Annotated in this window: 23 protein-coding genes and 1 riboswitch; of the genes, 15 read left to right on the plus strand and 8 right to left on the minus strand. The window is 60.9% G+C overall.

Features of this window, described 5'->3' with window-relative positions; translation table 11 throughout:
- Positions 1-32: 32 nt before the first annotated feature.
- The 5 genes from FE702_RS09190 to FE702_RS09210 form a co-directional block, all read right to left on the minus strand.
- Positions 33-461, minus strand: a complete 429-nt coding sequence (locus FE702_RS09190) for a GNAT family N-acetyltransferase (protein WP_186827032.1) — start codon at positions 459-461, stop codon at positions 33-35.
- A 71-nt stretch (positions 462-532) separates the two neighbouring features.
- Positions 533-3,478 carry an isoleucine--tRNA ligase gene (gene ileS / locus FE702_RS09195; protein WP_147125946.1) on the minus strand — a complete coding sequence of 982 codons (2,946 nt, stop codon included), beginning with the start codon at positions 3,476-3,478 and terminating at the stop codon, positions 533-535.
- A gap of 234 nt (positions 3,479-3,712) precedes the next feature.
- Positions 3,713-5,335, minus strand: a complete 1,623-nt coding sequence (locus tag FE702_RS09200) for an FAD-dependent oxidoreductase (RefSeq protein ID WP_147125947.1) — start codon at positions 5,333-5,335, stop codon at positions 3,713-3,715.
- The gene (locus FE702_RS09205) at positions 5,316-6,335 is read right to left on the minus strand and encodes a YcjF family protein (protein ID WP_147125948.1); all 1,020 of its coding nucleotides are present in this window, start codon (positions 6,333-6,335) and stop codon (positions 5,316-5,318) included. The genes FE702_RS09200 and FE702_RS09205 overlap by 20 nt, the downstream gene beginning before the upstream one ends.
- Positions 6,332-7,744: a YcjX family GTP-binding protein gene (locus tag FE702_RS09210; RefSeq protein WP_147125949.1), complete on the minus strand. Its 1,413-nt coding sequence runs from the start codon at positions 7,742-7,744 to the stop codon at positions 6,332-6,334. The genes FE702_RS09205 and FE702_RS09210 overlap by 4 nt, the downstream gene beginning before the upstream one ends.
- A 114-nt stretch (positions 7,745-7,858) precedes the next feature.
- Between FE702_RS09210 and truA the strand changes: the two genes are divergently transcribed.
- Complete coding sequence (gene truA / locus FE702_RS09215) at positions 7,859-8,623, plus strand: tRNA pseudouridine(38-40) synthase TruA (protein WP_147125950.1); 765 nt, start codon at positions 7,859-7,861, stop codon at positions 8,621-8,623.
- On the opposite strand, the gene FE702_RS18605 is transcribed toward truA, so the two are convergent.
- Positions 8,620-9,168, minus strand: coding sequence for a hypothetical protein (locus FE702_RS18605; RefSeq protein WP_186827033.1), 549 nt, complete (start codon positions 9,166-9,168; stop codon positions 8,620-8,622). The genes truA and FE702_RS18605 overlap by 4 nt on opposite strands.
- The gene (locus FE702_RS09225; RefSeq protein ID WP_147125951.1) at positions 9,153-10,784 is read right to left on the minus strand and encodes a hypothetical protein; all 1,632 of its coding nucleotides are present in this window, start codon (positions 10,782-10,784) and stop codon (positions 9,153-9,155) included. Before FE702_RS09225 ends, FE702_RS18605 begins: the two co-directional genes overlap by 16 nt.
- Before the next feature lie 269 nt (positions 10,785-11,053).
- Between FE702_RS09225 and FE702_RS09230 the strand changes: the two genes are divergently transcribed.
- Positions 11,054-11,461 (plus strand): hypothetical protein, encoded by a 408-nt coding sequence (locus tag FE702_RS09230; RefSeq protein ID WP_147125952.1) that lies wholly within the window; start codon positions 11,054-11,056, stop codon positions 11,459-11,461.
- Here FE702_RS09230 and FE702_RS09235 read toward each other — a convergent pair whose 3' ends face one another.
- Positions 11,462-12,145, minus strand: coding sequence for a TetR/AcrR family transcriptional regulator (locus FE702_RS09235; RefSeq protein WP_147125953.1), 684 nt, complete (start codon positions 12,143-12,145; stop codon positions 11,462-11,464).
- 86 nt (positions 12,146-12,231) lie between these two features.
- Between FE702_RS09235 and FE702_RS09240 the strand changes: the two genes are divergently transcribed.
- From FE702_RS09240 to FE702_RS09300, 13 genes are all read left to right on the plus strand, one after another.
- Positions 12,232-13,392 carry an efflux RND transporter periplasmic adaptor subunit gene (locus tag FE702_RS09240; RefSeq protein ID WP_147125954.1) on the plus strand — a complete coding sequence of 387 codons (1,161 nt, stop codon included), beginning with the start codon at positions 12,232-12,234 and terminating at the stop codon, positions 13,390-13,392.
- 12 nt (positions 13,393-13,404) lie between these two features.
- On the plus strand, positions 13,405-16,572 hold the full coding sequence (locus FE702_RS09245) for an efflux RND transporter permease subunit (RefSeq protein ID WP_147125955.1): 3,168 nt from the start codon (positions 13,405-13,407) through the stop codon (positions 16,570-16,572).
- A gap of 111 nt (positions 16,573-16,683) precedes the next feature.
- Complete coding sequence (locus FE702_RS09250) at positions 16,684-18,327, plus strand: sulfatase-like hydrolase/transferase (RefSeq protein ID WP_147126178.1); 1,644 nt, start codon at positions 16,684-16,686, stop codon at positions 18,325-18,327.
- A gap of 183 nt (positions 18,328-18,510) precedes the next feature.
- Positions 18,511-18,622: riboswitch (TPP riboswitch) on the plus strand.
- Between the two features lie 65 nt (positions 18,623-18,687).
- Complete coding sequence (gene thiD / locus FE702_RS09255) at positions 18,688-19,491, plus strand: bifunctional hydroxymethylpyrimidine kinase/phosphomethylpyrimidine kinase (protein ID WP_147125956.1); 804 nt, start codon at positions 18,688-18,690, stop codon at positions 19,489-19,491.
- The gene (locus FE702_RS09260) at positions 19,484-20,464 is read left to right on the plus strand and encodes an FAD-dependent oxidoreductase (protein ID WP_147125957.1); all 981 of its coding nucleotides are present in this window, start codon (positions 19,484-19,486) and stop codon (positions 20,462-20,464) included. The genes thiD and FE702_RS09260 overlap by 8 nt, the downstream gene beginning before the upstream one ends.
- Positions 20,454-20,651, plus strand: coding sequence for a sulfur carrier protein ThiS (gene thiS, locus FE702_RS09265; RefSeq protein WP_147125958.1), 198 nt, complete (start codon positions 20,454-20,456; stop codon positions 20,649-20,651). The genes FE702_RS09260 and thiS overlap by 11 nt, the downstream gene beginning before the upstream one ends.
- Before the next feature lie 3 nt (positions 20,652-20,654).
- On the plus strand, positions 20,655-21,416 hold the full coding sequence (locus FE702_RS09270) for a thiazole synthase (protein WP_147125959.1): 762 nt from the start codon (positions 20,655-20,657) through the stop codon (positions 21,414-21,416).
- Between the two features lie 8 nt (positions 21,417-21,424).
- Entirely contained in the window at positions 21,425-22,021 is a 597-nt protein-coding gene (locus tag FE702_RS09275; protein WP_147126179.1) for a thiamine phosphate synthase, read from the plus strand.
- Entirely contained in the window at positions 22,000-23,088 is a 1,089-nt protein-coding gene (locus tag FE702_RS09280; RefSeq protein WP_147125960.1) for a HesA/MoeB/ThiF family protein, read from the plus strand. The genes FE702_RS09275 and FE702_RS09280 overlap by 22 nt, the downstream gene beginning before the upstream one ends.
- A gap of 19 nt (positions 23,089-23,107) precedes the next feature.
- Positions 23,108-24,046: an ABC transporter substrate-binding protein gene (locus tag FE702_RS09285; RefSeq protein WP_147125961.1), complete on the plus strand. Its 939-nt coding sequence runs from the start codon at positions 23,108-23,110 to the stop codon at positions 24,044-24,046.
- Complete coding sequence (tenA, locus tag FE702_RS09290) at positions 24,046-24,711, plus strand: thiaminase II (protein ID WP_186827034.1); 666 nt, start codon at positions 24,046-24,048, stop codon at positions 24,709-24,711. Before FE702_RS09285 ends, tenA begins: the two co-directional genes overlap by 1 nt.
- The gene (locus FE702_RS09295; RefSeq protein ID WP_147125962.1) at positions 24,708-25,424 is read left to right on the plus strand and encodes an ABC transporter ATP-binding protein; all 717 of its coding nucleotides are present in this window, start codon (positions 24,708-24,710) and stop codon (positions 25,422-25,424) included. The genes tenA and FE702_RS09295 overlap by 4 nt, the downstream gene beginning before the upstream one ends.
- Entirely contained in the window at positions 25,421-26,176 is a 756-nt protein-coding gene (locus tag FE702_RS09300; protein ID WP_147125963.1) for an ABC transporter permease, read from the plus strand. Before FE702_RS09295 ends, FE702_RS09300 begins: the two co-directional genes overlap by 4 nt.
- The last annotated feature ends 6 nt before the right edge of the window (positions 26,177-26,182 follow it).

The following is a 26,182-nucleotide window of genomic DNA, read 5'->3' on the forward strand; positions in this document are numbered from 1 at the left end:
GTTTCCCAGCCGACCTTATGGACTATCCCCCGCTAGTCGAGCCGTTTCTCAAGGTAATAGAAAGCTTGCGTCCCTTCGTAATCAGCCAGCGTGCCGAACACAGAATAGCCAAGCCGTTCGTAGAGCCGTCGAGCCCCTTCGCTGCGGGTCTCGATTTGGATGCGGATGCAATGTGCCATCCGCGCGTGCGCCTCTGCTTTTCGCAGCAAAGCCTCACCAATTCCCTGCCCGCGAAGATCAGGATGGACCCAAAGCTGAGAAACGCGAGCCGATCGAAAGGCGATCTCACCGCGACACCCCGCGCGTAACGCGCCGCTGTCATCGGTCACCGAAAGCAGGAACGGCCGCAAGTCGGCCTCTGTCAGCGTTTGCCCCGCCTCCTCCAATCCCTTTTGCAGCGCGAGGCCAAGCGCTTTGGGGACAGGCGTGTGAAGCTCAATGCCAGGTTCTTCATTCGACACTGCCGATCCTCCCAACCAACAAAAAGGCCCCGCCGCACCGGCAGGGCCTGAATGATAGGTCGCGAGCGCGCTTAACCCAGCGCGTCGTTACAGCGACCGCAGACGCCCCCATGCGCATGGCTGCCAACGTCTGGCAGGATCTTCCAGCAACGCTGACATTTCTCACCCTCAGCCTGGGAGAATGTCACGCCGATCCCTGCCGTGTCGTCGAGGGCAAACGCGCCATCGGGTGCGGTCCCTTCCGTCACTGTGATGTCCGAGGTGATGCAGATGTCGTCAAACGCAGTATCCGCCAGAACAGCCGCTGTATCGCCATCGACATAGACAGTCGGCGCCGCCTCAAGGCTTGCCCCGATGGTCTTTTCACGACGCTCAACCTCCAGCGCACCGGTCACGACACGGCGCACCTTGCGAATGGTGGACCATTTGGCCGCCAAGGCGTCATCTTTCCATGCCTCAGGCGTCTCCGGGATGTCGATCAAGTGAACCGAACCTTCGCCGCCGGACCGCTCCAGATAGACCTCTTCCATGGTGAAAACGAGGATCGGCGCGAGCCACGTGTTCAAGCGCTCAAGGATCAAATCAAGCACATGACGGCAAGCGCGGCGGCGCGCGGTGTCGCCATCGCAGTAGAGCGCGTCCTTGCGAATATCGAAATAGAACGCCGACAGCTCGACCGTCGCAAAGTTGAAGATCGCCTGAAAGACGCCTTGGAAATTGAAGGCGCCGTATCCCGCGCGCACCTCAGCATCCAGTTCCGCCAAACGGTGCAACACCCAGCGCTCCAGTTCAGGCATTTCGGCCACGTCCACGGCAGGCGAGCCTTCGACACGCGAGCCAAGCAAAAAGCGGAACGTGTTGCGCAAGCGGCGATAGCTGTCGGCGACCCCTTTCAGGATTTCAGGCCCGATCCGCTGGTCGGCGGTATAGTCGGTCTGAGCCACCCAGAGGCGCAGGATGTCCGCACCGTATTGTTTGATGACGTCTTCTGGCGGGGTGATGTTGCCCAGCGATTTGGACTGTTTGAAGCCCTTTTCATCCAGCGTCATACCGTGCGTCACGACATTGCGATAGGGCGCACGCCCTGTGGTGCCGACCGACTGCAAGAGCGAGGAATGGAACCACCCGCGGTGCTGGTCGGTGCCTTCCATATAGACATCCGCGATCCCGTCTTCGGTGCCGTCTTCGCGATCACGCAGCGTAAAGGCATGGGTCGAGCCCGAGTCGAACCAGACGTCGAGGATATCCATGACCTGATCATAATCTTCAGGGTTCACGATGCCCGACAAGAACCGCTCTTTCGCGCCGTCTTCGTACCACGCATCCGCTCCTTCGGCCTCAAAGGCATCCGCGATGCGGCGGTTGACCTCTTCATTTCGCAGAAGGAATTCTTCATCCGTTGGCAACGCGCCTTTCTTGGTAAAGCAGGTCAACGGCACGCCCCACGCCCTCTGACGCGACAGCACCCAGTCCGGGCGGCTTTCCATCATCGAATGCAGACGGTTGCGACCTGATTGGGGCGTCCATTTCACATTGTCGATTTCGGTCAGCGCACGTTCGCGGATCGTGGTGCCATGCGTGTCAAGACCATCGCCCACAGGTTTATCAATCGCGGCAAACCATTGCGGCGTGTTGCGGTAGATCACCGGAGCTTTGGAGCGCCAGGAATGCGGATAGCTGTGCTTGATCTTACCGCGCGCAAGCAGACCGCCTTCTTCGACCAGCTTGTTGATCACGGCGGTGTTCGCGTCACCCTCACCACCTTTGCGCGACAGGATGTATTTGCCACCAAAGAACGGCAGATCCTGACGGAAGCTGCCGTCGTCCATCACATTGTAGGTGATGACTTGGTTCAGCATGTTCAGGTCACGATAGAGTTCATATTCCTCCATCCCGTGAGATGGCGCGCAATGAACAAAGCCGGTGCCTTCGGTGTCGGTCACAAACTCGGCTGCGCGGAAGTCGCGGAGATCATCCCATTCGCCATTACCACCTTCGGCCCCGGCCAGCGGGTGAGAAAGTGCGAGACCTTTGAGTTCTTCCGCGCTGACATCGCGGAGGCGGGTGTACTGCCCCTCTTCCAGCCGCGCGCGTTTGAACACATCCGCCGCCAAGTTGTCGGCCAGAAGGTATCGCTCACCCACCTTGGCCCAGCATTCGTCGGGTGTGCCTGTGATCTCATAAAGGCCGTAAGCAATGCTTTCGCCGTACACGACCGCCTTGTTCGACGGCATGGTCCAAGGCGTTGTGGTCCAGATAACCACGAAAGCATTCTGCAGTTCATGCGCGCGCATGTCGGCAGAGGTCAACTTGGTCAGGTCAGGCGTCTTATCACCAGGCACCTGCCCCGCCACGCGGAACTTCACCCAGATCGTGAAGCTGTCCTTGTCGTGATACTCGACCTCGGCCTCGGCCAGTGCGGTTTGTTCAATCGGCGACCACATCACTGGCTTTGAGCCCTGATACAAAGTCCCGTTCATCAGGAACTTCATGAACTCTTCCGCGATCACCCGTTCGGCGTGGAAATCCATCGTGAGATAGGGCTTGTCCCAGTTGCCTGTGATCCCCAGCCGCTTGAACTCATCCCGCTGGATATCGACCCAGCCTTCCGCGAATTTCCGGCACTCGGCCCGGAATTCGTTGATCGGCACAGCGTCCTTGTTCTTGCCCTTCTTGCGGTACTGCTCTTCGATCTTCCATTCGATCGGAAGACCATGACAGTCCCAGCCCGGGATATAACGCGCGTCATGGCCCATCATCTGATGCGAGCGCACGATGATATCCTTGATCGTCTTGTTCAGCGCGTGGCCGATATGCAGATGGCCATTCGCATAGGGCGGGCCGTCATGCAGTGTAAACGGCTCGCGGCCCTTTGCATCCCGAAGGGTGTGATAGACCTTCAGTTCCTCCCAACGCTTGAGCCATTCAGGCTCGCGCTTGGGCAGGCCCGCACGCATGGGAAAGTCGGTTTCAGGCAGATTGAGGGTGTCTTTGTAGTCGATGGATTGATCAGACATCGGTTCCGTCCGGATGGAATTTCGGGAATTGGGCGGCGCGAGGTCTCAAACGCCTTGGCCCGGCGTCTCTAGCTGTCAGAGCGCCGGGGATATAATTCGAATAATGATCACAAAGAGTGTCATGCTGGCGGCGTTATATCAGCCGCAACGGTCACGACAAGGAGGCCTTCTGCTTCGCTTACTGTCGCCGGAGCAATTGAGTATTTTTGAAACATAGAAGGGTCAGGCTACGCCCTATCCCACGCTTTGGACATGTTCCCAGACCTTTGAGATCACCACCGATCCTTCGCCCACGGAACTGGCCACACGTTTGACCGATCCGGCCCGCACATCGCCGACGGCGAAGATGCCCGGATGCGATGTTCCATAGGGGCTGTCGGCGCCCACCTTGGGCCCGGTTTTGACGAAGCCTTTTTCATCCAGTTGCACGAGGCCAGACAGCCATTCGGTGTTCGGTGCGGCGCCTACCATGATGAAAACAGCGCAGGTTGGGATGGTAAACTCTTGCCCTGCCTGCCCGTCACGGATGGTGATGCCCGTCAGGTCCTCGTCACCGTGCAACTCTGTCATTTGCGTTTGAAAGTGGATGGTGATCGCGGGATCGGCCTCTAAGCGGCTGAGCAAGTAATCTGACATCGACGCCGCAAGGGACGGGCCACGCACCAGCACATGCACGTGTTTGGCTGTGCGGCTGAGATACATCGCCGCCTGCCCAGCCGAATTGCCGCCGCCGATCACAACCACTTCGGACCCACGGCAATAGCGCGCCTCGACCTCCGTCGCAGCATAGTAGATGCCCGCGCCTTCGAATTCTTCCAACCGGTTGATCGGCAGTCGGCGGTATTGCACGCCCGTTGCCACGACGATGGATTTCGCACAGGTCACAGTGCCGTCGCCCAGCGTCACGTCGAAAATGCCGTCCTCGCGGTGTTCCAACGCGGTGGCCCGACGCGGCACGGCAAAGCGCGTGCCAAACTTCATCGCCTGCACCTCGCCCCGCCAGACCAGATCACCGCCGCTGATGCCAGTCGGGAAACCCATGTAGTTTTCAATCCGGCTCGACGTGCCTGCCTGCCCTCCGATGGTCAGGTCCTCAATCACCAGAGCGCTAAGCCCTTCGGCCCCGGCATAAACACCTGCCGCCACACCTGCGGGGCCGCCGCCGACGATCAGCACGTCATGCAGTTCGCGGTCGCCCAGCGCCATGTCATAGCCCAACAGGCGCGCGACCTTCGCGGGCGTCGGGTCTTCGATGACGTTGTTCTTGCCAAAGATCACAGCTGGCTCGGTCGGCATGATCGAACAGGTTTCCGATATCTCATGCGCCTCGCCCGACCCGATTTCGATCACGCGGTAGGGGATCCTGTTGCGCCCGGCGAATTGCTGAATGCGCCGAATATCGCGATCCACGTCTGCGCCGATCAGCAGCAGGCCTGCTTGATTGCTCTCCAAGAGCCTGCGCCGCCGCGCCGCCATGACCGTGATGATGATATCCGACATCTCGGGGATTTGGCTCATCAGGTTCAGCATGGCTTCACGCTCCACCCGAATGATCCGCGACGGCATGGTTGTGCGCGCGCCCATCATCGCGTTGCCGCCGTTCAGAAAACTGATCTCGCCAAACCATTGCGTGGGACCCAGCGTGCCTTCGCCGTAGCGCTCACCCGTCACGGGATCGATGGCTTCGACTTCACCCTCTTCGACATAGAAAAACGCCTCGATCGGCGCGCCCGTCTGCTGCAGGACGTGCCCGGCGGGATGGTCCTGCACCTCACCCAACTTGCGCATCCGATCGACGTGGCGCGAGTCCAGCGGTCTGCGCTGATAAGTGGTCAGGTCAATCGCGAGCGTTTCCATTGGCGTCCTTTCGGTCAAATACCCCGGTTAGGGCGCGTGTGATCAACCCTGCCACAGAAGGTCGGGTGACGGCCTGAAATGGCAAGGGCCGGCACACTTCAATCGCAGCAATCCCAACGCGCGCCGTCAAGGCACCATTGACCAGACCTTCGCCAAAGCGGCGCGAAAGCTTCGATAGGATCGACCCGCCAGCGACAGAGCCTAAAAGATCATCACCCACTGCAACGGCCCCTGTGGCCACCAGATGCCCCATGACAGCCCGAGCCAAACGCCAAGACCCGATGGTTCCCGACCGGCCGCCATAGATTTCACCGATCCTGCGGATCATGCGCAGGTTCGCCGTCAGAGCCGATACCACATCGGCAAGAGCCAGCGGCACAAGAGCGGTGACTGTCGCGACTTGCCGCGCCGCGGCCTCCGCCTCACGCAGAGCTGCGGCGTCCAAAGGGGCCAACACCTCACGTTCTGTCAGGCCAAGCAAGGCCTCAGCCTCAAAGACCTCATCCATACGCACGGTCACGGTCTCGGTCCCCGGGCGCAACTCGGGACGTCCTGCGTAGAGTTTGCCAATCGCCTTTGCTACTTCCTTGGCCTCAGCCAAGGACCCGGAAGATGCCGCTGCCAAGGCCTTTTGATGCAGCCTGTCCATGCGTCCCAATCGAAGGAAAGCGGCCAATTCCTTGAATGCGACAAGAAGTGCAACCAGCGCGAAGGCGGTCACAAGAATGGTCGCCGCAAAGCCCATAACCGGGTTTGCCGCCAAAAGCGCAGTGATCGCGTTCCACGCTGCCAGTGAGACAAAGAACAGCACCACAGACAGCAAAAGCGACCAGAACCAACGTGCCAATCGGGACGGTTTGCGCGCGGCAAGCGCCACGACCGTTTGCATCGCCTGCCCGTCAGGGGCCGCCGCATCGGGCACAGCCGGAGCCTCAGCCGGGGTCTGCACCTCTTCGTCTGCGTCGAGTTCGATCAGAACGGGACCTGTCTTGTCATTCATCTCAGGCGGTCTCCGATCAGGAATTCTGCGGCCTTGTCCAGCCTGATATGAGGCGGCCCATCGCCCGGTGCGATATCCTGCACCGGGGGGACAAAGCTTTGCACCTGCACATCGCCAAAGGGCCAATCCTCTGCGCCTTCCCGCGCCGGGGCAAGGATACGGGACGCATCCGTTGGCAATTCGCCGGGATAGAACGCGGCCCGTTTGCCGCTGGCCAACATGCCGGTCACCGCCGCAATCTGGCGCCCGCCGTGATCCAAGCGGTCCTCTGTCGTGGTCCGCAACGCCGCCAAAGACACGGCCTGTGTTTCGGCACCGGCAAATTGTGCCCTGTCCCGCGCCTCACGGGTCAGGGCATCCATGATCGCGGTCAGGCGGCCATGCTGTTCGTGGTGCAAATGGTCAGCCTTGGTAGCGGCAAACAAGATGCGGTCCACGCGTTTACCCAACAGAAGCTGGCTCAAAAACGCATTCCGACCGGGGCGGAACGCGCCCAGAATGTCGGCCATTGTCTGGCGCAAATCCTCGACCGCGCGTGGCCCGTCGTGGATCGCGCCCAGCACATCCACGAGTACCACTTGCCGGTCGAGCCGCGCAAAGTGATCCCGAAAAAAGGGGCGCACGACCTTGGCTTTGTAGGCCTCGAACCGGCGTTCCATTTCGCGCGCGATGGTGCGCCGCGCTGCACCGGAGGCGTCCATCGGCGCAAAGGTCAGAACAGGCGAGCCCTCCAGATCACCCGGCAGCAGGAACCGCCCAGGTGTGCAGTCGGAAAACCCGCGCGACCTTGCGTCTTTGAGGTAGGTCGTGAAGGTCCGGGCGAGGTCCTGAACCTGCGGTTCGGCATAGGATGTCTTGGCACTGACTTTCGCGACCGCCGCCAGATACTCCGCTGCAAAGTCACGCTTTTCCATGCGCGCCAATGTCTCGCGCGACCATGTGCGGAAGTCCTTATCCAACAACGACAGGTCCAGCAGCCACTCGCCCGGGTAATCAATGATATCCAGATGCACCGTCTTGGGTCCGCCCAGCGCCCCAAACAAGCCTTGCGGCTGCACCTTTAGCGACAGTCGCAATTCGCTCACCGCGCGCGTGCTATCCGGCCAACGCGGCGAGGTCCCGGTCATGGCCATCAGGTGATCTTCGAATTCGAAACGCGGGACGGTGTCGTCAGGCTGCGGTTGCAGATAAGCCGTCTGGATGGACCCGTTCGCTGCCGCCACCAGTTGCGGCATCCGCCCCCGATCAAGTAGGTTTGCAACCAGCGAGGTAATGAACACCGTCTTGCCAGCCCGGCTCAGCCCGGTGACCCCCAAGCGGATGACAGGGTCCACAAAGAACCCGGCTACAGTGTCGGTCACACCAGAAACGCTGCGGGTCACACCCTCTGCAATATCGGAAATAATCACCAAGTCCCCCGCAGTCTGCCGAGCCAAGATAGGAACCGCCACCGGCAATGCCTAGGGGGAAAGCAGGTCAGCCCCCCGTTGCAAGGCGCACACGCGCGGGCTAAGTCGCCAGCCATGCCCAGATTTGCGTTTCAGGTCGAATATCACGGCGCCCCCTTTGCCGGGTGGCAACGGCAGGCGGATCAGCCCAGTGTGCAGGGCGCGATAGAGGCTGCCCTGGCAAAGCTGGAACCAGACGTGCCGTCCATTGCTGCCGCAGGGCGCACCGATGCCGGCGTGCATGGATGGGGGCAGGTCGCCCATGCCGACCTGCAAAAAGACTGGGATCCGTTCCGCCTATCTGAGGCCTTGAATTATCACTTGAAGCCACTGCCCGTGGCCATCACGGCCTGCGCAAAGGTGGCGGATGATTGGCACGCCCGGTTTTCCGCCGTCGAACGCGAATACCTGTTCCGCATCGTTGCCCGTCGCGCGCCGGTCACTTTGGATGCAGGGCTCGTCTGGCAGGTCTCGAACCGGCTGGACATCGACGCGATGCAAGAGGCCGCACAGCATCTGATTGGCAAACATGACTTCACGACCTTCCGGTCGTCTATCTGTCAGGCCGCGTCGCCCCTGAAATCCGTGGATGAAATCACCATCACCGACCATCCGTATTCCGGCGGGCAAGAGGTGCGGTTCAAGGTCCGGGCACGGTCTTTCCTGCACAATCAGGTGCGAAGTTTCGTTGGGACGCTGGAACGTGTTGGTGCGGGATCGTGGGAATCGATCCGGGTAAAAAAGGCCTTGGAAGCCTGCGACCGTTCTGCCTGCGGGCCTGTTTGCCCGCCGCAAGGCCTTGCTTTGGCACGTGTTGGCTACCCTGATCCGCCGTTCTAGTCGTTATCCGTGAGACCTGCACCCGCGCCGGCCTGACGCGATTCTTCCGTTTCAGGCACATAGGTCAGATGCGCAAAGCGCTTCAGCGTTTCCAAAACGGCAGGCTCTGGGTGAAACCGTTCAAGGCTTGCCTCGGGCAGTAGCGCATTCCCAAGCTGAAGCCTGACGCCATCGGTATCCGGCAAAACGGCAATCGATGTCCCCGCCGTTGCAGCGCGATGGGCAACGATGGCTGCGCTTGCCGCCGAGAAAGCACCATGGACCTGCGCAGGCGCGTCCCCTGCCAGAACGCAGTCGCATCCGGCAATGATTGGCGCAAGGCCTGAGCCGCGAATGCTTGGTCCAGCAATCTCGACGCGCCAATCAGACCCCAAAACCCCGGCAATCTCTGACAGACACTCATCTGTTCCGGCAAACTCGACGGCTTGCGCCACATCCTGACACCACCCAAGGGAAACCCCTGCCCCGCGCAACGCGCGCAGCAAGAGTGCATAGATTTCCGCGCGGGAATATCCGTCGGTGGCTTGGTTCAGGTCGGCAGCCACGGTGCCTCGGTTCCGATCTCGTCGATCAATGGCAGGCCTTTGGCAAGCGTCACACGGGTCCAAAGACGCGATTTGGGGTCAAACCCGGTCGCCCCAAACATCGACAGCTTGGCGCGCAGCAAATGGATCGGCGCGGCTTCGCGGCCCAGAATGTTGCACTGAACTTCGGCATAGGGGTGCGCTGGTAGCGCCTGCATACGTTGCGCTACGGCCCGATGTTGTGGGTGGGAGGCCAGAAACTGCCAAAGCGGCGTGTCATCATCTGGCAGATCGCGCATCAGATTTGCGGCCTGCCGAGCCGTATCCAATGGCGTTTCGCGGTCTGCGCCAGGTTCACGTTGGCGGTCACCCAAACGCGGTTCAAGCTTTGCCTCCGACACATACCAAAACTGTGCTTGATCTTCTTCGCGCTCGAAGTCCGCGTTCAGCACCCACGGAGCAGTCGATTGAATGAGATCACGCACCTCCGAGCAGATCATCTTGGGCTTCAACACAGGCGAGAACGGTGTTGCGAGACAGTCTGCCAACCCGTCGACCAAGTCACCGAACGGTTCAAGCAGCCATGAAAAGGTCAGCTCCTGCAGCGGGATGGAACCGGTCTGAGCCTTGTCCCAAACAGTTTGCAGCGCGCCATGCCCTGTCAACTCAGGCAATTCTTCGCAAAATGACGCCCACTCCCCGCGCAAGTTCTCGATGACCTGTGCCGCGTCCGGGTCTGGGACCTTCCATCCATCCAGATACTCTGCTGCCATCTGTGCCTGCGTACGCAACTCCGCCGCTTTGCCGGCGCTGATCTCATCCTGCGCAAGAACACGGGCCAGCGCCGTCTCACGCACCGAAAACCAAGCGTCGAGCAAAAGCGGATGCGATACCAAGAACGGTGCCATGCCCAGCCCCGTGGCATTCCCCACACCAAGCGATCGTTTCAAGGCGCGCTCCATGGGGCGACCGCCCAGATGCTCGGCCAGATCGACGGTAAAGGCCCGGATCAGCCAAACCGCCAACATTTCGGCCATGAAAGGCCCCGACAGAGCAGGTCGATCGCAATAAGTGGTGCGATCCGCCAGCCCAAACTTGCCATTCCCGTATACCGCCGTTGTGCGCATCAAATAGCCAGTCTGACGCAAGGTTTGAGCATCCGGCTGCTGACCAGCGCGCAAAGCCTCGACGACATGCGCAAACAGGCGCACAGACTTGTTCGCCCGCGACAGCACAAGGTCGCGTGGCCCGAACCGCCCCCCTTCCTGCAACGGCGCGTTTGCCTTCAGGCGCGCGATCTCGGTTGCGTCCGGCACGCCATCAAACAGCACAAATGCCGCGTCCCACGCCGTTGCAATCACCCGGTCGCTGCGATCCGCATCGCTGAGAGCCTGAGAGAATGCGACCAGCGAATAGGGCCGTTCATCCAGAGCCAGCGTGTAGACCGCGTGTCCAAACCCATTGGCATCCATGTCCCAGACCGGACGCGTTACAACCGCATTTTGATCGGCCAGCGTGCGCATGAGCACCCGCAAAAAGGACAGCCGCGTCGGCATCATCGCACCAAGACGCTCCAACCGCATGACGTCTGACGCGGGACGCAGCGGATGCTGTGGTAAATGGGTCGATCCATCCATGGCTTGATCCTATCACTCAGAAGGCGCGATGCGCGGTGGCACCTGCTTTAGCGGTCGTCGAGGTCTTGTCCCGGCATTTACGCAGCGAAAGCTAGGCCGATCTTCTGACGCGGACAAGCGTTCTAAGCGAAGGGTTGTGTCGCATTTGCGGCGGCCTCGAAAATCACTGGCGACACGCCATGGTCGCATCGGCTAAAAGCCGGACAGATCAAGTTTTTCAAAGGATGGCTCCTTTGTCCGCAACGCCCCGCAACCTAACCGGCCCATGGATGGGTCGCTACAGCTACGTCACGCAGGCCCTTCCGCCCGTGGCTTTTAACGCCGTCCTGTCTGATCAGGATGGCGCCATCAGCGGTGAAACGATGGAGCCGAATACATTCAAATCGCTCGATTTAGATACGCTTATCGCAGGGATTATCGGTGTCCGAGAAGGCAACATCGTGCGCTGGTCCAAGAATTACTCGGACTTTGACAGCAGTCGGATCGAGTATGACGGTACGGTCAATTCGACATTCACACGTGTCGAAGGTCGCTGGTCATTTTCGGATGCGCCATGGGACCACGGCACATTTGTTCTGATCCGAGATACCATCGCCGTTTCGCGCGAGATCAAACGCTCCAAACGCGCCAATGCTTATTTGCCGCCGGTTTGGGAAAGGCCGGAAAACAAAGACTGATCAGCCGTTATGCGCATTGTCAGGGCGGTCGCTCAGCACGCGCATACCCATATCTGTCAGCAATCCGTCCAGATCGATGTCGCCGCCCATATCGGACAGCTTTTTGTCGTGCAGGATAAACGAGAGCCCGTGAACAAAGCTCCACAGCATGAAACCACGCTTGCGGACTTCATCGGTGATTTCTGATTCGCCAAGGCAATTGGCCACTTCGCGCAGGACGATGCCAAAGGTCTGCTCTCCGGCGGCCTGAAGTTCAGGGATCGTTTCACGGTCGGTGAATCCGCCGAATTTCAGGCGGAAGATACCCGGTTCGCGCAATGCGAAATGCACGTATTCGCGCCCCAAAGCGGCAACGCGCGCGGGCGACCCCTCTGGTAACGGTTCAATTGCCGCCAGCATGTTGGCGCGATGTCGTTCCATACCCTGCAACGCGGCGGCCACGAGCATTTCTGTTTTATCTTTGAAGTGCTTGTAAGGCGCCGCCGTGGAAACACCCGCGAGACGACAAGCTTCGGACACAGAAAAACTGTCCGGCCCTTTTTCCTCGACCAGACGCCGTGTGGCCTCGATCAGGCCCTGACGCAGATCGCCATGGTGATAGCCCGTCTTGGCCAATGGCTGCGCCTTATTCGGGCGGTCAGCCGCTTTCGTGGCCTCTGCCGTCAAATTTTTCGTCTCGTTCATGATCCAATCTTTCGCAAAAGGCGTACCCCTTGTCAAAGTAAGAGCTTCTTACATATGTTAGAGACACTAACTTGAAAGGACCTGACATGGCCGACGCGCAAGAGAACGACCAAAAACGTTCGAAACCCTCGCTGCTGCGGCGACTGGCGCGCGGGGTTGTGACGCTCACGATCACGGGGGGCGTTCTTGCTGGGTCCGCCTATGCTGTTGCCATCGGGTCCGAGGAATTGGCAGAGCGCGCGGCAGCAGCGCCAGAGCCCGAGGCCGCTCCTTTGATCCCGGTCGCCGCTGTGCCCATGGTCACCGAAGACGGATATTCAGTCACGCGTCGCTTTATCGGTCAGGTCGAACCTCAGAAATCGGTCGATGTGTCTTTTGAGTTGTCTGGTCGACTGGAGGACATCCTTGTCGATGAAGGCGATACCGTGACCGCCGGACAAATCCTCGCCCGCCAGGATACCGCGTTGCTGCAAGCCGAACGCACCCGCTTGAATGCATCGCGCACGGCACTTGAGGCACAGCTGCGATTTGCAAATCAGACAGTTGAGCGGAACGAGGCCCTGACGGGTCGTGGCTTTACCACCCAAGAACGGCTTGATCAGGCGCTGTCGCAGCGCGACGAACTGACGGCCCGCATTGCCGAGATCGACGCAAACCTTCTGAATGTTGATATCCGCGCAGATAAATCTGAAATCCGTGCGCGGATTGATGGCCGCGTCACCGCGCGCCTAGTCGATGGTGGTGAGACGCTGGCACCTGGTCAACGCATCCTGAGCCTTGTGGAAACAACGGAACCGCAGGTCCGCATTGGTGTTCCGCTCGACCTTGATCCCGGCAACCTGCAAACCGCTCAGATCGAAGTGGGCGGCGGCACGTTCGATGCCACGCTTGTCACGCTGCGCCCTGATATTGACCCTGTGACGCGCACACGGACTGCTTTGTTTGCGCTGGATGATGCGGCGACTGTCGCCTTTGGCGACACCGCCCGTCTGATCATCGAAGATCGCGTGGCAAAGCCCGGCACATGGGTCCCGACCACGAGCCTGAAAGAGGGCGCGCGCGGCCAGTGGACAATCCTGACCGTTGATCAGGAGGACATCGTCCGCAACGCCACGGTCGAAATCTTGCACGCAGAAACCGAACGTGTGTTTGTGCGTGGCTCGTTCCCTGATGGCACCCGTCGCATCGACGAAGGGCCCCAGCGCGTCACCGTCGGGCAAAAAGTCCAACCGCAGCCGCTCAGCTAAGGACATCAGGCCATGGAAACGCTCACCTTCCGTCAGCCCCGCATTGTCGCGCTGATCATCCTCGTGCTGGTGTCGGCTGGCATGTCCTCTTTCCTGTCGCTCGGGCGGCAAGAGGACCCGACGATCACCAACCTCTTTGCGACGGTCACAACGCAATTCCCCGGCGCTGATCCCCAACGGGTCGAAGCACTTGTCAGCGCCGAGATCGAAGAAGAACTTCGCGAAATCGCTGAAGTCGACACGGTCACATCCGTCTCCCGCTCCGGTGTGTCAGTCGTCTCTGTTGAACTGCTCGAAACACTCGACGAAGCCACCATCGAACAGGTCTGGGCGGAAGCCCGCGATGCAGTAGAAGACGCGCGCCGCAATTTTCCCGCCGGTGTCCTTGCTCCTGAATTCAACGCCGAAGGCATCTCTGCCTACTCCGCCGTCGTTGCCGTGTCCGCCGATCACGACGGCCTGCCACTCACACTGCTCAACCGTCATGCTGACACATTGGCCGACCGTCTGCGCGCAATCCCGTCGACACGTGCCGTCGACCTCTTTGGCGTGCCAGAGGAAGAGGTGCTCGTCAGCGTCGATCAGACCAAAGCCGCCTCTCTGGGACTCATCGCCGCCGAAATCTCCTCTCGCATCGCGCTGGCCGACGGCAAGGTGCAATCTGGTCGCCTACAAGGTGACGTAGATCTGACCCTGAATGTCAGCGGAGAGATCGAAACGCTGCAACGCCTGCGCGACGTGGTCCTGCGCGAAAACGCGTCTGGCGCGACCGTCACACTTGGTGACGTCGCCACAATCACACGCGGTGCGCGCGCCCCTGCCGACGAACTGGCCTTTGCCAATGGTCGTCCGTCCGTTCTGGTTGGCGTCCTCGCGCAGGATGGCGTTCAAATTGACCGCTGGATGGGCTTTGTCCGTGATGAACTGACCGCAGGCTCCGAAGATGTGCCGCTTGGCATGACCGAGACTCTTCTGTTCGACCAATCCACCTACACCGCCAACCGCCTCGCTGAAGTCGGAACAAACATGGCCATAGGTGTCAGCCTTGTGGTCGCCGTTCTGTTCCTGACGCTGGGTATCCGCGCCGCAGCGATTGTGGCGCTCGTTCTTCCGGTCGTGTCGCTGGCGACGCTTGCCACCATGAACATGATCGGCCTGCCGATCCACCAGATGTCTGTGACTGGGCTGATTGTGGCGCTTGGCCTTCTCGTTGATGCAGCCATTGTGATGACCGATGAGGTCCGCCGCAGGCTCAGCGACGGGATGGAGCGCATCGCCGCAGTTGGCGATGCCGTCAAACGCCTCGCCGCGCCACTTTTGGCATCAACGGTCACGACCGCTCTCGCCTTCGCCCCAATGATCCTGTTGCCTGGACCTGCCGGGGACTTCGTCGGCTCAATCGCACTGGCAGTGGTTTTGATGCTGTGTTGGTCGCTTGTGGTTGCCCTAACGGTAACCCCAGCTCTGGCAGGTTGGATCCTACCCACCGCAGGACGCGGCAGCTTTATTTCAAACGGCATCTCGATCCCAATCCTTGGTCGCCTGTTCGAGGCGTCGATCCGTCTTGCCGTGAACAATCCAGTCAAAGCCATCGCCGTCGCGCTGATTTTGCCTGTGCTTGGCTTCGCGTCTTTCCCAACGCTCACGGCTCAGTTCTTTCCCGGCGTCGACCGTGATCAGTTCTACCTCGAAGTCGACATGCCACCGGGCACCGCGATAACCGAGACGGCAGAGACGGCGCAGGCCATGGACGCGATCATCCGCGCCGACGACGGGGTCAAAAGCATCTATTGGAGCATCGGCCAATCCGGCCCGGCATTCTATTACAACATCACCGGTGGGCGGTCGCAGGAACCCAGCTACGCGCAGGCGATGATCACGACCAATACCGATGAGGACGCAAAGCGCCTTGTGGCCGATCTACAGGACCGTTTCGATGCCGCTTATCCTGAGGCGCAAGTCATTGTTCGTGGTCTTGTCCAGGGACCACCCGTCGCAGCCCCTGTGGAAATCAAGATCAAAGGACAAGACCTCACCACACTGCGCGAGTTGGGTGATGAAGTCCGCGCCATCATGGCAGACCTTGATCTGGTCACACAGGTCCGCGCAGGCGTCAGCGGCGGCGCGCCTCAAATCCGCTACGAGATTGATGAAGTCAAAGCCCGCCTGCTGGGCCTGAACGTCACTGATATCGCCGCGCAAATGAATGCAGCGCTTGTCGGCGCGACCGGCGGATCGCTGGTCGAAGGCACCGAACAATTGCCCGTCCGGGTCCGCATGGGCGACGGCCTGCGCAGCGACCTCGGGGCGATCTCGGATATGCCGATCTTGCTACCAAATGCAGCAGCAGTTTCAGCCACCGGCGCATTCCCTGCCGTGCCACTCTCGGAACTCGCAGACCCAATCGTCGAACCGGCGGAAAGCGTTATCACCCGCGACAACGGCGTGCGCCAGAACGTCATTCAGGCCTTCATCGTGCCTGGCGTGCTCCCGGAGGAAGCCTTGCAACAGGTCCTGACTGCTTTGGATGAGGCCGGATTTGAAACACCTCCCGGCTACACACTCGCCCTCGGTGGTGACAGCGACGCCCGGTCGAACACAGTTGGCAACCTTCTCGCCTCGGTCGGTTTGATCGTCACACTGACGATTGCCACCATCGCGCTGACGTTCAATTCGTTCCGCCTGACGGTCGTGGCGCTTGTGGTTTGCGTTCTGTCCGCTGGTCTGTCGATGCTGTCGCTTGCGATCATGCAATACCCGTTCGGGATCAATGCGATCATAGGGGTGATCGGCTCTATCGGCGTTTCGATCAACGCGGCGATCATCATCCTGACAGGTCTTCAGGCAGACCCGGCAGCTTCCTCTGGTGACCGCTCTGCCATGGCCCGCGTCGTCAGTGGATCGTCGCGCCATATCGTGTCTACCACGATCACCACATTCGGTGGCTTCCTGCCCCTGATCCTCGAAGGGGGCGGGTTCTGGCCCCCGTTTGCAGTCTCCATCGCCGGTGGCGTGTTGCTGTCTACGGTCGTCAGCTTCTACTTCACACCGCCTGTTTTTGCCCTCATCCACCGCCGCACCAAACCGGCTGAGACGGATGCCCTTCCGACCCCAGAAAGCTCTGGTGGGGATGCCTCCACTCAAGCCGCTCAGCCGGTCCTACAAGTCGCTGCGGAATAGCGGGCAACCCAGTGGTCGCCGCCGCGCTCTCCCCGGCGGCGGCCACATGAATTTCTTGGCAAAGACGGCCCGCGCTGGAATGTTGCCATGAACACCAACGCGGGCCCTGCCATGAACATCCTTTTCATCATGTATGACCAGTTGCGCTTCGATTACCTGGGATGCGCTGGTCACCCGCACCTGAAAACACCCAACTTTGACCGCGTCGCGGCCATGGGCGTCCGCTTCACCAACGCATACGTTCAATCGCCAATCTGCGGTGCCTCACGCATGTGTTTCTACACAGGTCGCTATGCCTCATCCCACGGCGCGCAATGGAACGGCTTTCCGCTGCGCGTGGGCGAAATGACGCTCGGCGACCACCTGCGGAAAGCCGGGATGGACTGCTGGCTGATCGGCAAAACCCACATGAAGGTGGACGCGGAAGGCATGGCGCGCCTCGGTCTGTCGCCTGACACGGTGATCGGCGCACGGCAGGCCGAATGCGGGTTTGATGCTTGGGTGCGCGATGACGGTCTGTGGGCCTATGGACCCGACGGCTTCTATGACGAAAAACGGTCGCCCTATAACGAATACCTCAAGGATCGCGGCTATCCCGGTGACAACCCATGGGCAGATTTCGCGAACGCGGGCATTAACGACGACGACACGATGGCCTCCGGCTGGATATTCGAGAACGCCGACAAACCCGCAAACATCCGCGAAGAAGACAGCGAAACGCCATGGCTGACCTCCCGCGCCATAGACTTCATGGATCAGGCAACCGGCCCTTGGTGCGCCCATGTGAGCTATATCAAGCCGCACTGGCCCTACATTGTGCCAGCGCCCTATCACGACATGTACGGCCCCGACCACGTCATGCCCCCAGTTCGCGACCCGTCCGAACGAGAGGACGCGCACCCGGTTTATGACGTCCACATGCGCGGTAAAGTCGGCGCGGCGTTTCAACAGGAGAGTGTCCGAAATAAAGTCATCCCGGCCTATATGGGCCTGATCGCCCAATGCGATGACCAGCTTGGCCGTCTTCTTGATCATCTGGAGTCGTCCGGCCAGATGGACAACACCATGATCGTTCTCACCTCTGATCACGGCGACTACCTTGGCGATCACTGGCTGGGGGAGAAAAACCTCTTCCATGATCCCAGCGTCAAAATCCCGTTGATCATCTACGATCCGCGTAACCGTGCCGATGCGACCCGTGGGACCACTTGCGAGGCGCTGGTCGAGAGCCTCGATCTGGCGGCCACATTTGTAGACGCGGCAGGTGCTGCGGTTCCCGACCACATCATCGAAGGCCGCTCGCTGCAGCCGTGGCTCGACGGCGACACGCCCAACTGGCGGGACTACGTGATCAGCGAATATGATTATTCCGCCTCACCTCAATGCCCACAACTTGGCGTCAGCCCCCGCGACGCCCGCCTCTTCATGGTATTCGACGGGCGCTACAAACTCATGCACGCCGAAGGCGGATTCCGCCCCATGCTGTTCGATTTGCAAAAGGACCCGGACGAGATCACCGACCTCGCCAAGAGTGATAGCCACAACGCGGTCATCGCCCGCCTCTACGACCATCTGGCCGAATGGGGCCGCCGCATGTCCCAGCGCGTGACGCGCTCGGACAAGGACATCGAGGCGATGCGCGGGCGATCATTGCGCAAAGGTATCCTGCCATTCTTAGTCGATGGGTCTGAGGTGCCAGAGGAGTTGACCGAGAGATACCGAGGATCAGCTAAGGCGAGATACACAGAAAGCTGACGTTTCAGAACTAAGCGCCCGCGCAACGGCAACGTTGCGCCGCGCCGAACCGCCCCCACGGGGCGGCGCGATTGCGCCACCCCTCGGTTCGACGCTATCCGAACAGGCGACAGGTCCGGTTTGCGCGCGTCCAACAGCATTCGCTGGCCCGATTGACTCCGCAGACCTAGTTTGCTCTACCAACACCAACTGTTGGGGTGTCCTTTGACCAATCGTCCTAGGGCTGAGATGCGCGAGCGAACCCATCGAACCTGATCCGGGTCATGCCGGCGAAGGGAACGGTTTTCAGCCTACCGCCACCCGTCCGTGGCCACAGGCAGTTCCCATCCGCCCCTGATCCGCCAAAGCGTAGGGGGCCACATGGTCAGCCAAGCACTTACCATCGCAGGCTCCGACAGTGGGGGCGGCGCAGGCATTCAGGCGGACCTGAAGGCGTTCTCGGCCCTCGGCGTCTACGGTGCCTCCGTCATCACCGCGATCACCGCGCAAAACACGCGCGCCGTGACCGCTGTTGAGCCGATCACTCCAGCCAACATCCGCGCCCAGATGGACGCCGTTCTCGACGATCTGAACATCGGAGCGATCAAGATCGGAATGCTTGGCGGGCCAGAGGCCATCACCGCCGTCGCAGAGGGCTTGGCCACGCAAACCATCCCACTGGTGCTGGACCCTGTGATGATTGCCAAGTCCGGCGATGCTCTCTTGCCCGACGAGGCCATCAGCACCCTTCGTGATCATATCCTGCCCCTCGCAACGGTGCTGACGCCCAACCTTCCAGAGGCCGCGCGCCTGCTTGGAACCGAGGAGGCGCAAACCGAGGAGGACATGGCAAATCAAGGCCGCGCATTGATGGAGCTTGGCCCGAAGGCTGTCATGATGAAGGGCGGACATGGCAGCGGACCAGACTGCGTTGATTTGCTCATCGAAGCCGACCACACGCTCCGCCTCACCGCCCCCCGCCGCGCCACCAAAAACACCCACGGCACCGGATGTACCCTTTCTGCGTCCATAGCGGCAGAACTGGCCAAAGGCGCTGACCTGCCTGCCGCCGTCACCGCCGCACACGCCTATCTGCAAGGGGCGATTGCCGCTGCTGACGATCTGCACATCGGGTCCGGCCACGGCCCCGTCCACCATTTCCACGCTCTGTGGACGAATGGCTGATGTGACCGTCATAGGCGCTGGCGTCGCGGGTCTGACCGCTGCCTATACGCTGCACCAACGCGGTGTTGGCGTGCGCCTGTTCGATCCCAAAGGCCCGCCCGGTCCGCATGCCTGTTCTTGGTGGGCTGGCGGTATGCTGGCACCCGAATGTGAAGGCGCCATCACTGAGGAACCGGTTGTCCGTCACGGACGCACGGCCGCTGCCTTCTGGTCACAGATCACCAACGTCACTCACAATGGCACCCTTGTCGTTGCTCCGGAACGCGACCGCGCCGACCTCACACGCTTTGCCCAGCGCACCGAAAACCATGCCACGCTCGACTCCGCCTCCATCGCCGATTTGGAACCCGAGTTAGAAGGTCGCCACCGTCGTGGATTGTTCTTCGCCCAAGAGGCGCATGTCGACCCGCGCGCAGCATTGGCCGACCTTTGGGGCGCTGTTGAAAACGCTGGCATCACCGTCGAAACCGCCGCCGCAGAACCCGCAAACATCAACGGGCGCGTCCTCGATTGCCGTGGTTTCGCTGCGCAGCATGAGTTGCCTTCGCTGCGCGGTGTGCGCGGCGAAATGATCGTCTTGCGCAGCGCGGAAATCACTCTGAACCGTCCCGTGCGCCTGCTGCATCCGCGCCATCCGCTTTATATCGTGCCCCGCGCAAATGGCCTCTTCATGCTGGGCGCAACCCAGATCGAAAGCGCGAGCCGCGCCCAAGTCACAGCGCGTTCCGCCCTTGAATTGCTGTCTGCGGCCTACGCGCTCGACCCTCGCTTTGCCGAGGCCGAGATCATCGAAATGGGGACCGACCTGCGCCCAGCGTTCCCGGACAACATCCCACGCGTCGTGAAACGCGGAAACGTCCTGCACCTCAACGGCCTCTTCCGGCACGGGTTTCTCATGTCGCCCGCCTTGGCGGCGCAGGCGGCGGACTATCTGACCACAGGCACCAAGGGGGACCTGTTCCATGAAGATTGAGGTCAACGGCGAAAATAAGGACGTCACCGCGACCACTGTCGCAGAGGCGCTTGATGCCCTCGGCTGGGGCGAGGCGCGCGTGGCCACCGCCCTGAACGGCACTTTTGTGCCCAAAGGCGCACGCGGCACAACCGCGCTGAGCGACGGTGACAAACTCGAAGTTCTCACCGCGATGCAGGGGGGTTGAGACATGCGCGATTTCTACGGCGTCACCCTCGACAACCCTCTCATGCTTGGCACAGCGCAATACCCATCGCCCGCGGTGCTTGAGGACGCCTTCCGCCGGTCAAAGGCTTCTGTCGCAACGGTTTCTTTGCGTCGCGAGGGTGGCGAAGGTCAGGCCTTCCGCGACCTGATTGACCGCCTCGGCGTCCACGTCCTGCCGAATACCGCAGGCTGCTATTCCGCGCGCGAAGCAATCACCACAGCCCAAATGGCCCGCGAGTACTTTGAAACCGACTGGATCAAGCTCGAGGTCATTGGCCATGGCGACACGCTGCAACCTGACCCATTTGCACTGGTCGAAGCGACGGAAGCGCTCTGTGCTGATGGGTTCAAAGTCTTCCCCTATTGCACCGATGATCAAATCATCGCCGAACGCCTGATTGACGCGGGCTGCAAGGTTTTGATGCCGTGGGGCGCGCCGATCGGATCAGGCATCGGCCTCGCCAACCCCTATGCGCTTCGCACCATGCGAGCCGCCTTCCCTGATGTGGCGATGGTCGTAGACGCCGGTCTCGGTCTGCCATCCCACGCGGCGGAAGCGATGGAACTGGGCTATGACGCGATCCTGCTGAACACCGCCGTCGCGCAGGCCGATGACCCAGCAGCAATGGCCGAAGGTTTCGCGCTTGCCGCCCGCGCCGGGCAACTGGCCGCGAATGCCGGCCCCATGCCAGTCCGTGACATGGCCGCCCCTTCCACTCCGGTGATCGGAAAGGCTTGGCTATGAGCGGTGCTTTGACCTTGCCTCGCTTCTACCCGGTGTTTGATAGCGCAGACTGGGTCGCACGCGGCGTAGCGCTTGGCGTGCGCCTCGTTCAGCTTCGCATGAAAGATCAGACACCCGAGATGCTGCGCAGCGAAACGCAGCGCGCGTTGGACGTGTGTCGCATAGAAAGTGCCGCATTGGTGATCAACGACCACTGGGAACTCGCTATCGATCTGAAGGCAGACTGGCTTCATCTTGGCCAAGAGGACCTCGACACCGCCGACATCCCCGCGATACGCCGCGCAGGCATCAAATTGGGTATTTCAACGCACGACCACGCGGAACTGGATCGGGCTCTGGCGCTCGCCCCGGACTACATTGCGCTTGGCCCCGTCTATCCGACGATCCTGAAAAAGATGAAATGGCACGAACAAGGCCTTGATCGTGTCACCGAGTGGAAGGCCAAGATCGGCGACATTCCCCTTTGCGCCATTGGCGGTATGTCTGTCGAGCGCGCGCCGGGTGCCTTTGCAGCAGGGGCTGACACGGTCGCGGCGGTCACTGACATTACGCTGAACGCAGACCCGGATACGCGAATGCGCGAATGGCTGAAGGTCTGCGGATGAACCGGTACGCGCGCCAGGAAATCCTGCCCGAAGTCGGTGCAGACGGGCAGGCGAAACTTGCCGCAGCCCATGCGCTTGTCGTAGGTGCAGGCGGCCTTGGCGTGCCAGTGCTGCAATACCTTGCCGGAGCAGGCGTTGGGCGTATCACGATCATTGATGGCGACTTGGTGGAAGAGAGCAATCTGCATCGCCAACCGCTCTATCGGATGAACCACATAGGCCAGCCCAAAGCGACCTGCGCCGCAGAAATGCTGCGCAGCATAAATCCGCAGATTGAAATCACGCCGCGCGTCGAATGGCTGGACCCTGAGACCATTTCGGGCGACGTCGCGGACGCATCAATTGTCCTCGATTGTGCTGACACATTCGCGGCATCCATTACGCTCTCGGATGCTTGCCTCGCCACAAATACACCCTTAATCTCAGCCTCCGCACTCGGCCTCTCTGGCTATGTCGGGGGCTTCTGCGGCGGCGCACCGTCGCTACGCGCGGTGTTCCCGGACTTGCCAACCAGCGCAGCGACCTGCGCAACCGCTGGCGTCATGGGGCCGGTCGTTGCCGTGATCGGTGCAGCGCAGGCACAGATGGCCTTGGCAGTGCTACTTCAACCCATTGAGTCGCCCGGCGGCACCGCCGGGCACCCCCCGGCCGCCCCCCCGGGCGGGGGCTTCACCCCCACCCGCGGCCGGGGACTGCCCTCAGAGCATGAGAGCGAAGGTCTGGCTAATCCACTTGGCCAACTGTTCACACTGGACGCCCGCACATGGCGCACCAGCACCTTTCGCTTCGACTCTGCGCCGGAACCCGACACCCCCCTTCCCTTCATCGCACCTGCGCAGATTGTACCCGGCGACATGATCATCGACTTGCGGAGCGAAGCCCCCCGCCCGTTTCGCCCAGACGCGATGCATATCGACACCACAATGCTCGCCAACCTGCCGATCCCACCCCACGCTCCGCGCGTGGTTCTTGCCTGCCGCACGGGACTCCGCGCCCAGAACGCAGGGCAATCCCTTCAATCACGCTGGCCGGGTGACATCGCCCTGATCAGCCTTCCACCAGAATAGAGACCAAAGGAACAACAAGATGCGCCTGACACTCACAGCCGCCGCCCTCGCCCTGACCGCGATGCCGGCCTTTGCACAGGACAAGATGACCGTCCTTCTCGACTGGTTCGTCAACCCTGACCATGGCCCGCTGATCGTCGCCGAAGAGTTGGGTTACTTCGACGAAGTTAACCTTGATGTTGAAATCATTGCTCCGGCCGACCCTTCCGCGCCGCCGCGCCTCGTTGCCGCAGGCCAAGGTGATCTGGCCGTCAGCTATCAACCCCAACTTCACCTGCAAGTCGCTGAGGGCCTGCCGCTGGTACGCGTTGGTACGCTTGTTGCGTCTCCGCTCAATTGCCTGCTGGTTTTGGAAGACGGCCCCATCGAGAGCCCAGCTGACCTTGCGGGCAAATCCATCGGCTTTTCCGTCGCCGGTGTCGAAGAGGCCGTGCTCAAGGCCGTGCTCGGCAAATACGGCGTCGCGTTCGAGGACGTGCGCCTTGTGAACGTGAACTTTTCACTCTCGCCTTCGCTCATGACCGGCGAAGTGGATGCCGTGATCGGAGCCTATCGCAACTTCGAGCTCAACCAGATGGATATCGAAGGTGTGCCGGGTCGCTGCTTCTATATCGAGGAAGAGGGCGTGCCGACCTATGACGAATTGATTTACGTCGCCAACCCAGCGCGCATGGACAAAGACAAAATCCAACGCTTCCTGACCGCGACTGAAAAGGCCACGCAGTACATCGTCAACAACCCAGAAGCATCTTGGGAAATCTTCTCAGGTACATCGCCTGAACTTGCGGATGAGTTGAACGACCGCGCATGGGACGACACCATCCCCCGGTTCGCCCTGCGCCCATCCGCTCTGGATAGCGGGCGCTATGTGCGGTTTGAAGAGTTCCTCATCGCAAGCGGTCTTGTCGAAGGCCGCCGGTCGGTTGATGAACTCGCCATCGATGTTTGGGCAGACTGATGTACGGATCAGCGTTCACCAACTGGCGCGATGGAAGTGAAACATGGTCGGCCTACACCGACCATGCATTCGTGCGTGGCCTTGGTGATGGGTCTCTGCCGCGCGAGGCGTTTCTGCACTATCTGCGGCAGGACTACGTGTTCCTGATCCACTTTTCCCGCGCATGGGCGCTTGCGGTCACGAAATCTGACACGCTGGCAGAAATGCAGGCGGCGGCTGGCACTGTCGACGGCCTCGTGAACCATGAAATGGCACTGCATGTTGAAACCTGCGCCGCCGTGGGGATCAGTCAGGCCGAACTAGAGGCCACAGTGGAACGGCCCGAAAACATGGCATACACGCGGTTCGTGCTTGAGGCTGGGTATTCGGGGGATCTCCTTGATCTGCTCGCGGCTCTGGCCCCCTGTGTACTTGGCTACGGCGAAATCGGCGCGAGATTGGGTCAGACCGCCACCTCAGACACCTACAAGGATTGGATCGGCACCTATTCGGGCGACGAATACCAAGAGGTTTGCACGTCGGTCGGGAAGCTTATCGACAACGCCCTGACCGACCGGCTCGGCGCGGACTATATGAGCCTCCCACGTTGGCAGTCTCTCACCCATACCTTTGAAAAGGCGACAGTTCTTGAGGTCGGCTTTTGGGACATGGGTCTGACACCTTGAGCCTGTCAGTCCATTTCCAAGGTAGCGCAACGCATGAAGGCACTCCGCTTTTTCGCGGTGTCACGCTCGACCTGCGCGCCGGGGAATGGACCTGTCTGCTGGGCGTCTCAGGCGTCGGCAAATCAACGATCCTGCGGCTGATCGCAGACCTGCCGATCCATGCAGAGTTTGACGGCAAGATCAGTGCAAGCGACGGCCAACCGCTTTCTGGGCGCATCGCCTATATGGCGCAACAGGACCTGCTGCTACCTTGGGCCACCGTCGCCGAAAACGTCAGCATCGGCGATAAACTGCGCGGCATGCGCCCCGACCAGTCCCGCCGGGATGACCTGTTGGTCAAGGTTGGACTGACCCTCCATGCCGCCAAGAAACCATCGGAGTTGTCCGGCGGTCAGCGCCAGCGTGTGGCCCTCGCCCGAACGCTTTATGAAGGCGGCGATCTTGTTCTTCTGGATGAACCATTCTCTGCTCTCGACGCCCGTACGCGTGCTGATATGCAGGACCTCGCTGCAGAATTGCTGCGCAGCAAAACCGTGCTTCTGGTCACGCACGATCCCACCGACGCCGCGCGTCTTGGCCACCGGATCGCGGTGATGACCTCCGATGGCCTCAACTGGTCGGATCCGCCGAATGGCCCAATCCCCCGCGACATCGACAGCGCCGAAACGATGCAATCGCAGGCCGCCCTGTTGAAAACCCTGAGGGCCGCATGATCCGCGTCTTGCGCCCTCTCGTCGCCATCGGCCTCGCTCTTGCCACCTGGCAGGGCATCATCATCGCGTTCGAGCCACCGCGCTTCATCTTCCCGAGCCCCGCGCGCGTGGCGGAAACGTGGTGGGAAAACCGTATGCTCATTGCGTGGCATACGGGCGTAACCATGTCCGAGGTCGCGCTCGGACTGATCATCGGCGTCACTGTTGGCTGCGCGACAGCGCTGACGCTTGCGACCTCCGGCTTCGCCCGCCTCGCGCTGAAACCGATCCTTGTTTTCTCACAGGCTTTGCCGGTCTTTGCTCTCGCGCCGATCCTTGTCCTCTGGCTGGGCTACGGCATGGGATCAAAGATCGCGATGGCCACCCTGATCATCTATTTCCCGGTGACGTCGGCCTTCTATGACGGGCTGATGCGCACGCCGCCCGGCATGTTGGACCTCGCAAATGTGATGGGGGCATCGCCGCGCCGCATTCTCTGGGTGATCCGCGTGCCCGCTGCGATCCCGTCCTTTGTGTCCGGGCTGCGCCTTGCCGCAGTTTATGCGCCCATCGGCGCCGTGATTGGCGAATGGGTCGGAGCCTCTAACGGGCTGGGATACTTGATGCTTTTGGCCAATGGGCGGGCCAAGACAGACCTGATGTTTGCGGCGATGATCACGCTGGGGGTGTGCTCGGTCATCTTGTATCTGGTGACACTTGCCGCCACCAACCGCATTGCGCCGGAAACGCCATCCAACCAACCCAGAGGATGATGGATG

The organism is Shimia ponticola (genome assembly GCF_007995215.1).
Classification (GTDB): Bacteria; Pseudomonadota; Alphaproteobacteria; order Rhodobacterales; family Rhodobacteraceae; genus Shimia_B; species Shimia_B ponticola.

What these genes read in the sequence shown, in the direction of transcription:
- ileS (WP_147125946.1), bottom strand. Translation starts at nt 3,478, where the DNA reads ATGTCTGATCAATCCATCGACTACAAAGACACCCTCAATCTGCCTGAA.
- FE702_RS09200 (WP_147125947.1), bottom strand. Translation starts at nt 5,335, where the DNA reads ATGGAAACGCTCGCGATTGACCTGACCACTTATCAGCGCAGACCGCTG.
- FE702_RS09205 (WP_147125948.1), bottom strand. Translation starts at nt 6,335, where the DNA reads ATGAATGACAAGACAGGTCCCGTTCTGATCGAACTCGACGCAGACGAA.
- truA (WP_147125950.1), top strand. Translation starts at nt 7,859, where the DNA reads ATGCCCAGATTTGCGTTTCAGGTCGAATATCACGGCGCCCCCTTTGCC.
- FE702_RS09225 (WP_147125951.1), bottom strand. Translation starts at nt 10,784, where the DNA reads ATGGATGGATCGACCCATTTACCACAGCATCCGCTGCGTCCCGCGTCA.
- FE702_RS09230 (WP_147125952.1), top strand. Translation starts at nt 11,054, where the DNA reads ATGGGTCGCTACAGCTACGTCACGCAGGCCCTTCCGCCCGTGGCTTTT.
- FE702_RS09235 (WP_147125953.1), bottom strand. Translation starts at nt 12,145, where the DNA reads ATGAACGAGACGAAAAATTTGACGGCAGAGGCCACGAAAGCGGCTGAC.
- FE702_RS09240 (WP_147125954.1), top strand. Translation starts at nt 12,232, where the DNA reads ATGGCCGACGCGCAAGAGAACGACCAAAAACGTTCGAAACCCTCGCTG.
- FE702_RS09245 (WP_147125955.1), top strand. Translation starts at nt 13,405, where the DNA reads ATGGAAACGCTCACCTTCCGTCAGCCCCGCATTGTCGCGCTGATCATC.
- FE702_RS09250 (WP_147126178.1), top strand. Translation starts at nt 16,684, where the DNA reads ATGAACATCCTTTTCATCATGTATGACCAGTTGCGCTTCGATTACCTG.
- thiD (WP_147125956.1), top strand. Translation starts at nt 18,688, where the DNA reads ATGGTCAGCCAAGCACTTACCATCGCAGGCTCCGACAGTGGGGGCGGC.
- FE702_RS09260 (WP_147125957.1), top strand. Translation starts at nt 19,484, where the DNA reads ATGGCTGATGTGACCGTCATAGGCGCTGGCGTCGCGGGTCTGACCGCT.
- thiS (WP_147125958.1), top strand. Translation starts at nt 20,454, where the DNA reads ATGAAGATTGAGGTCAACGGCGAAAATAAGGACGTCACCGCGACCACT.
- FE702_RS09270 (WP_147125959.1), top strand. Translation starts at nt 20,655, where the DNA reads ATGCGCGATTTCTACGGCGTCACCCTCGACAACCCTCTCATGCTTGGC.
- FE702_RS09280 (WP_147125960.1), top strand. Translation starts at nt 22,000, where the DNA reads ATGGCTGAAGGTCTGCGGATGAACCGGTACGCGCGCCAGGAAATCCTG.
- FE702_RS09285 (WP_147125961.1), top strand. Translation starts at nt 23,108, where the DNA reads ATGCGCCTGACACTCACAGCCGCCGCCCTCGCCCTGACCGCGATGCCG.
- tenA (WP_186827034.1), top strand. Translation starts at nt 24,046, where the DNA reads ATGTACGGATCAGCGTTCACCAACTGGCGCGATGGAAGTGAAACATGG.
- FE702_RS09300 (WP_147125963.1), top strand. Translation starts at nt 25,421, where the DNA reads ATGATCCGCGTCTTGCGCCCTCTCGTCGCCATCGGCCTCGCTCTTGCC.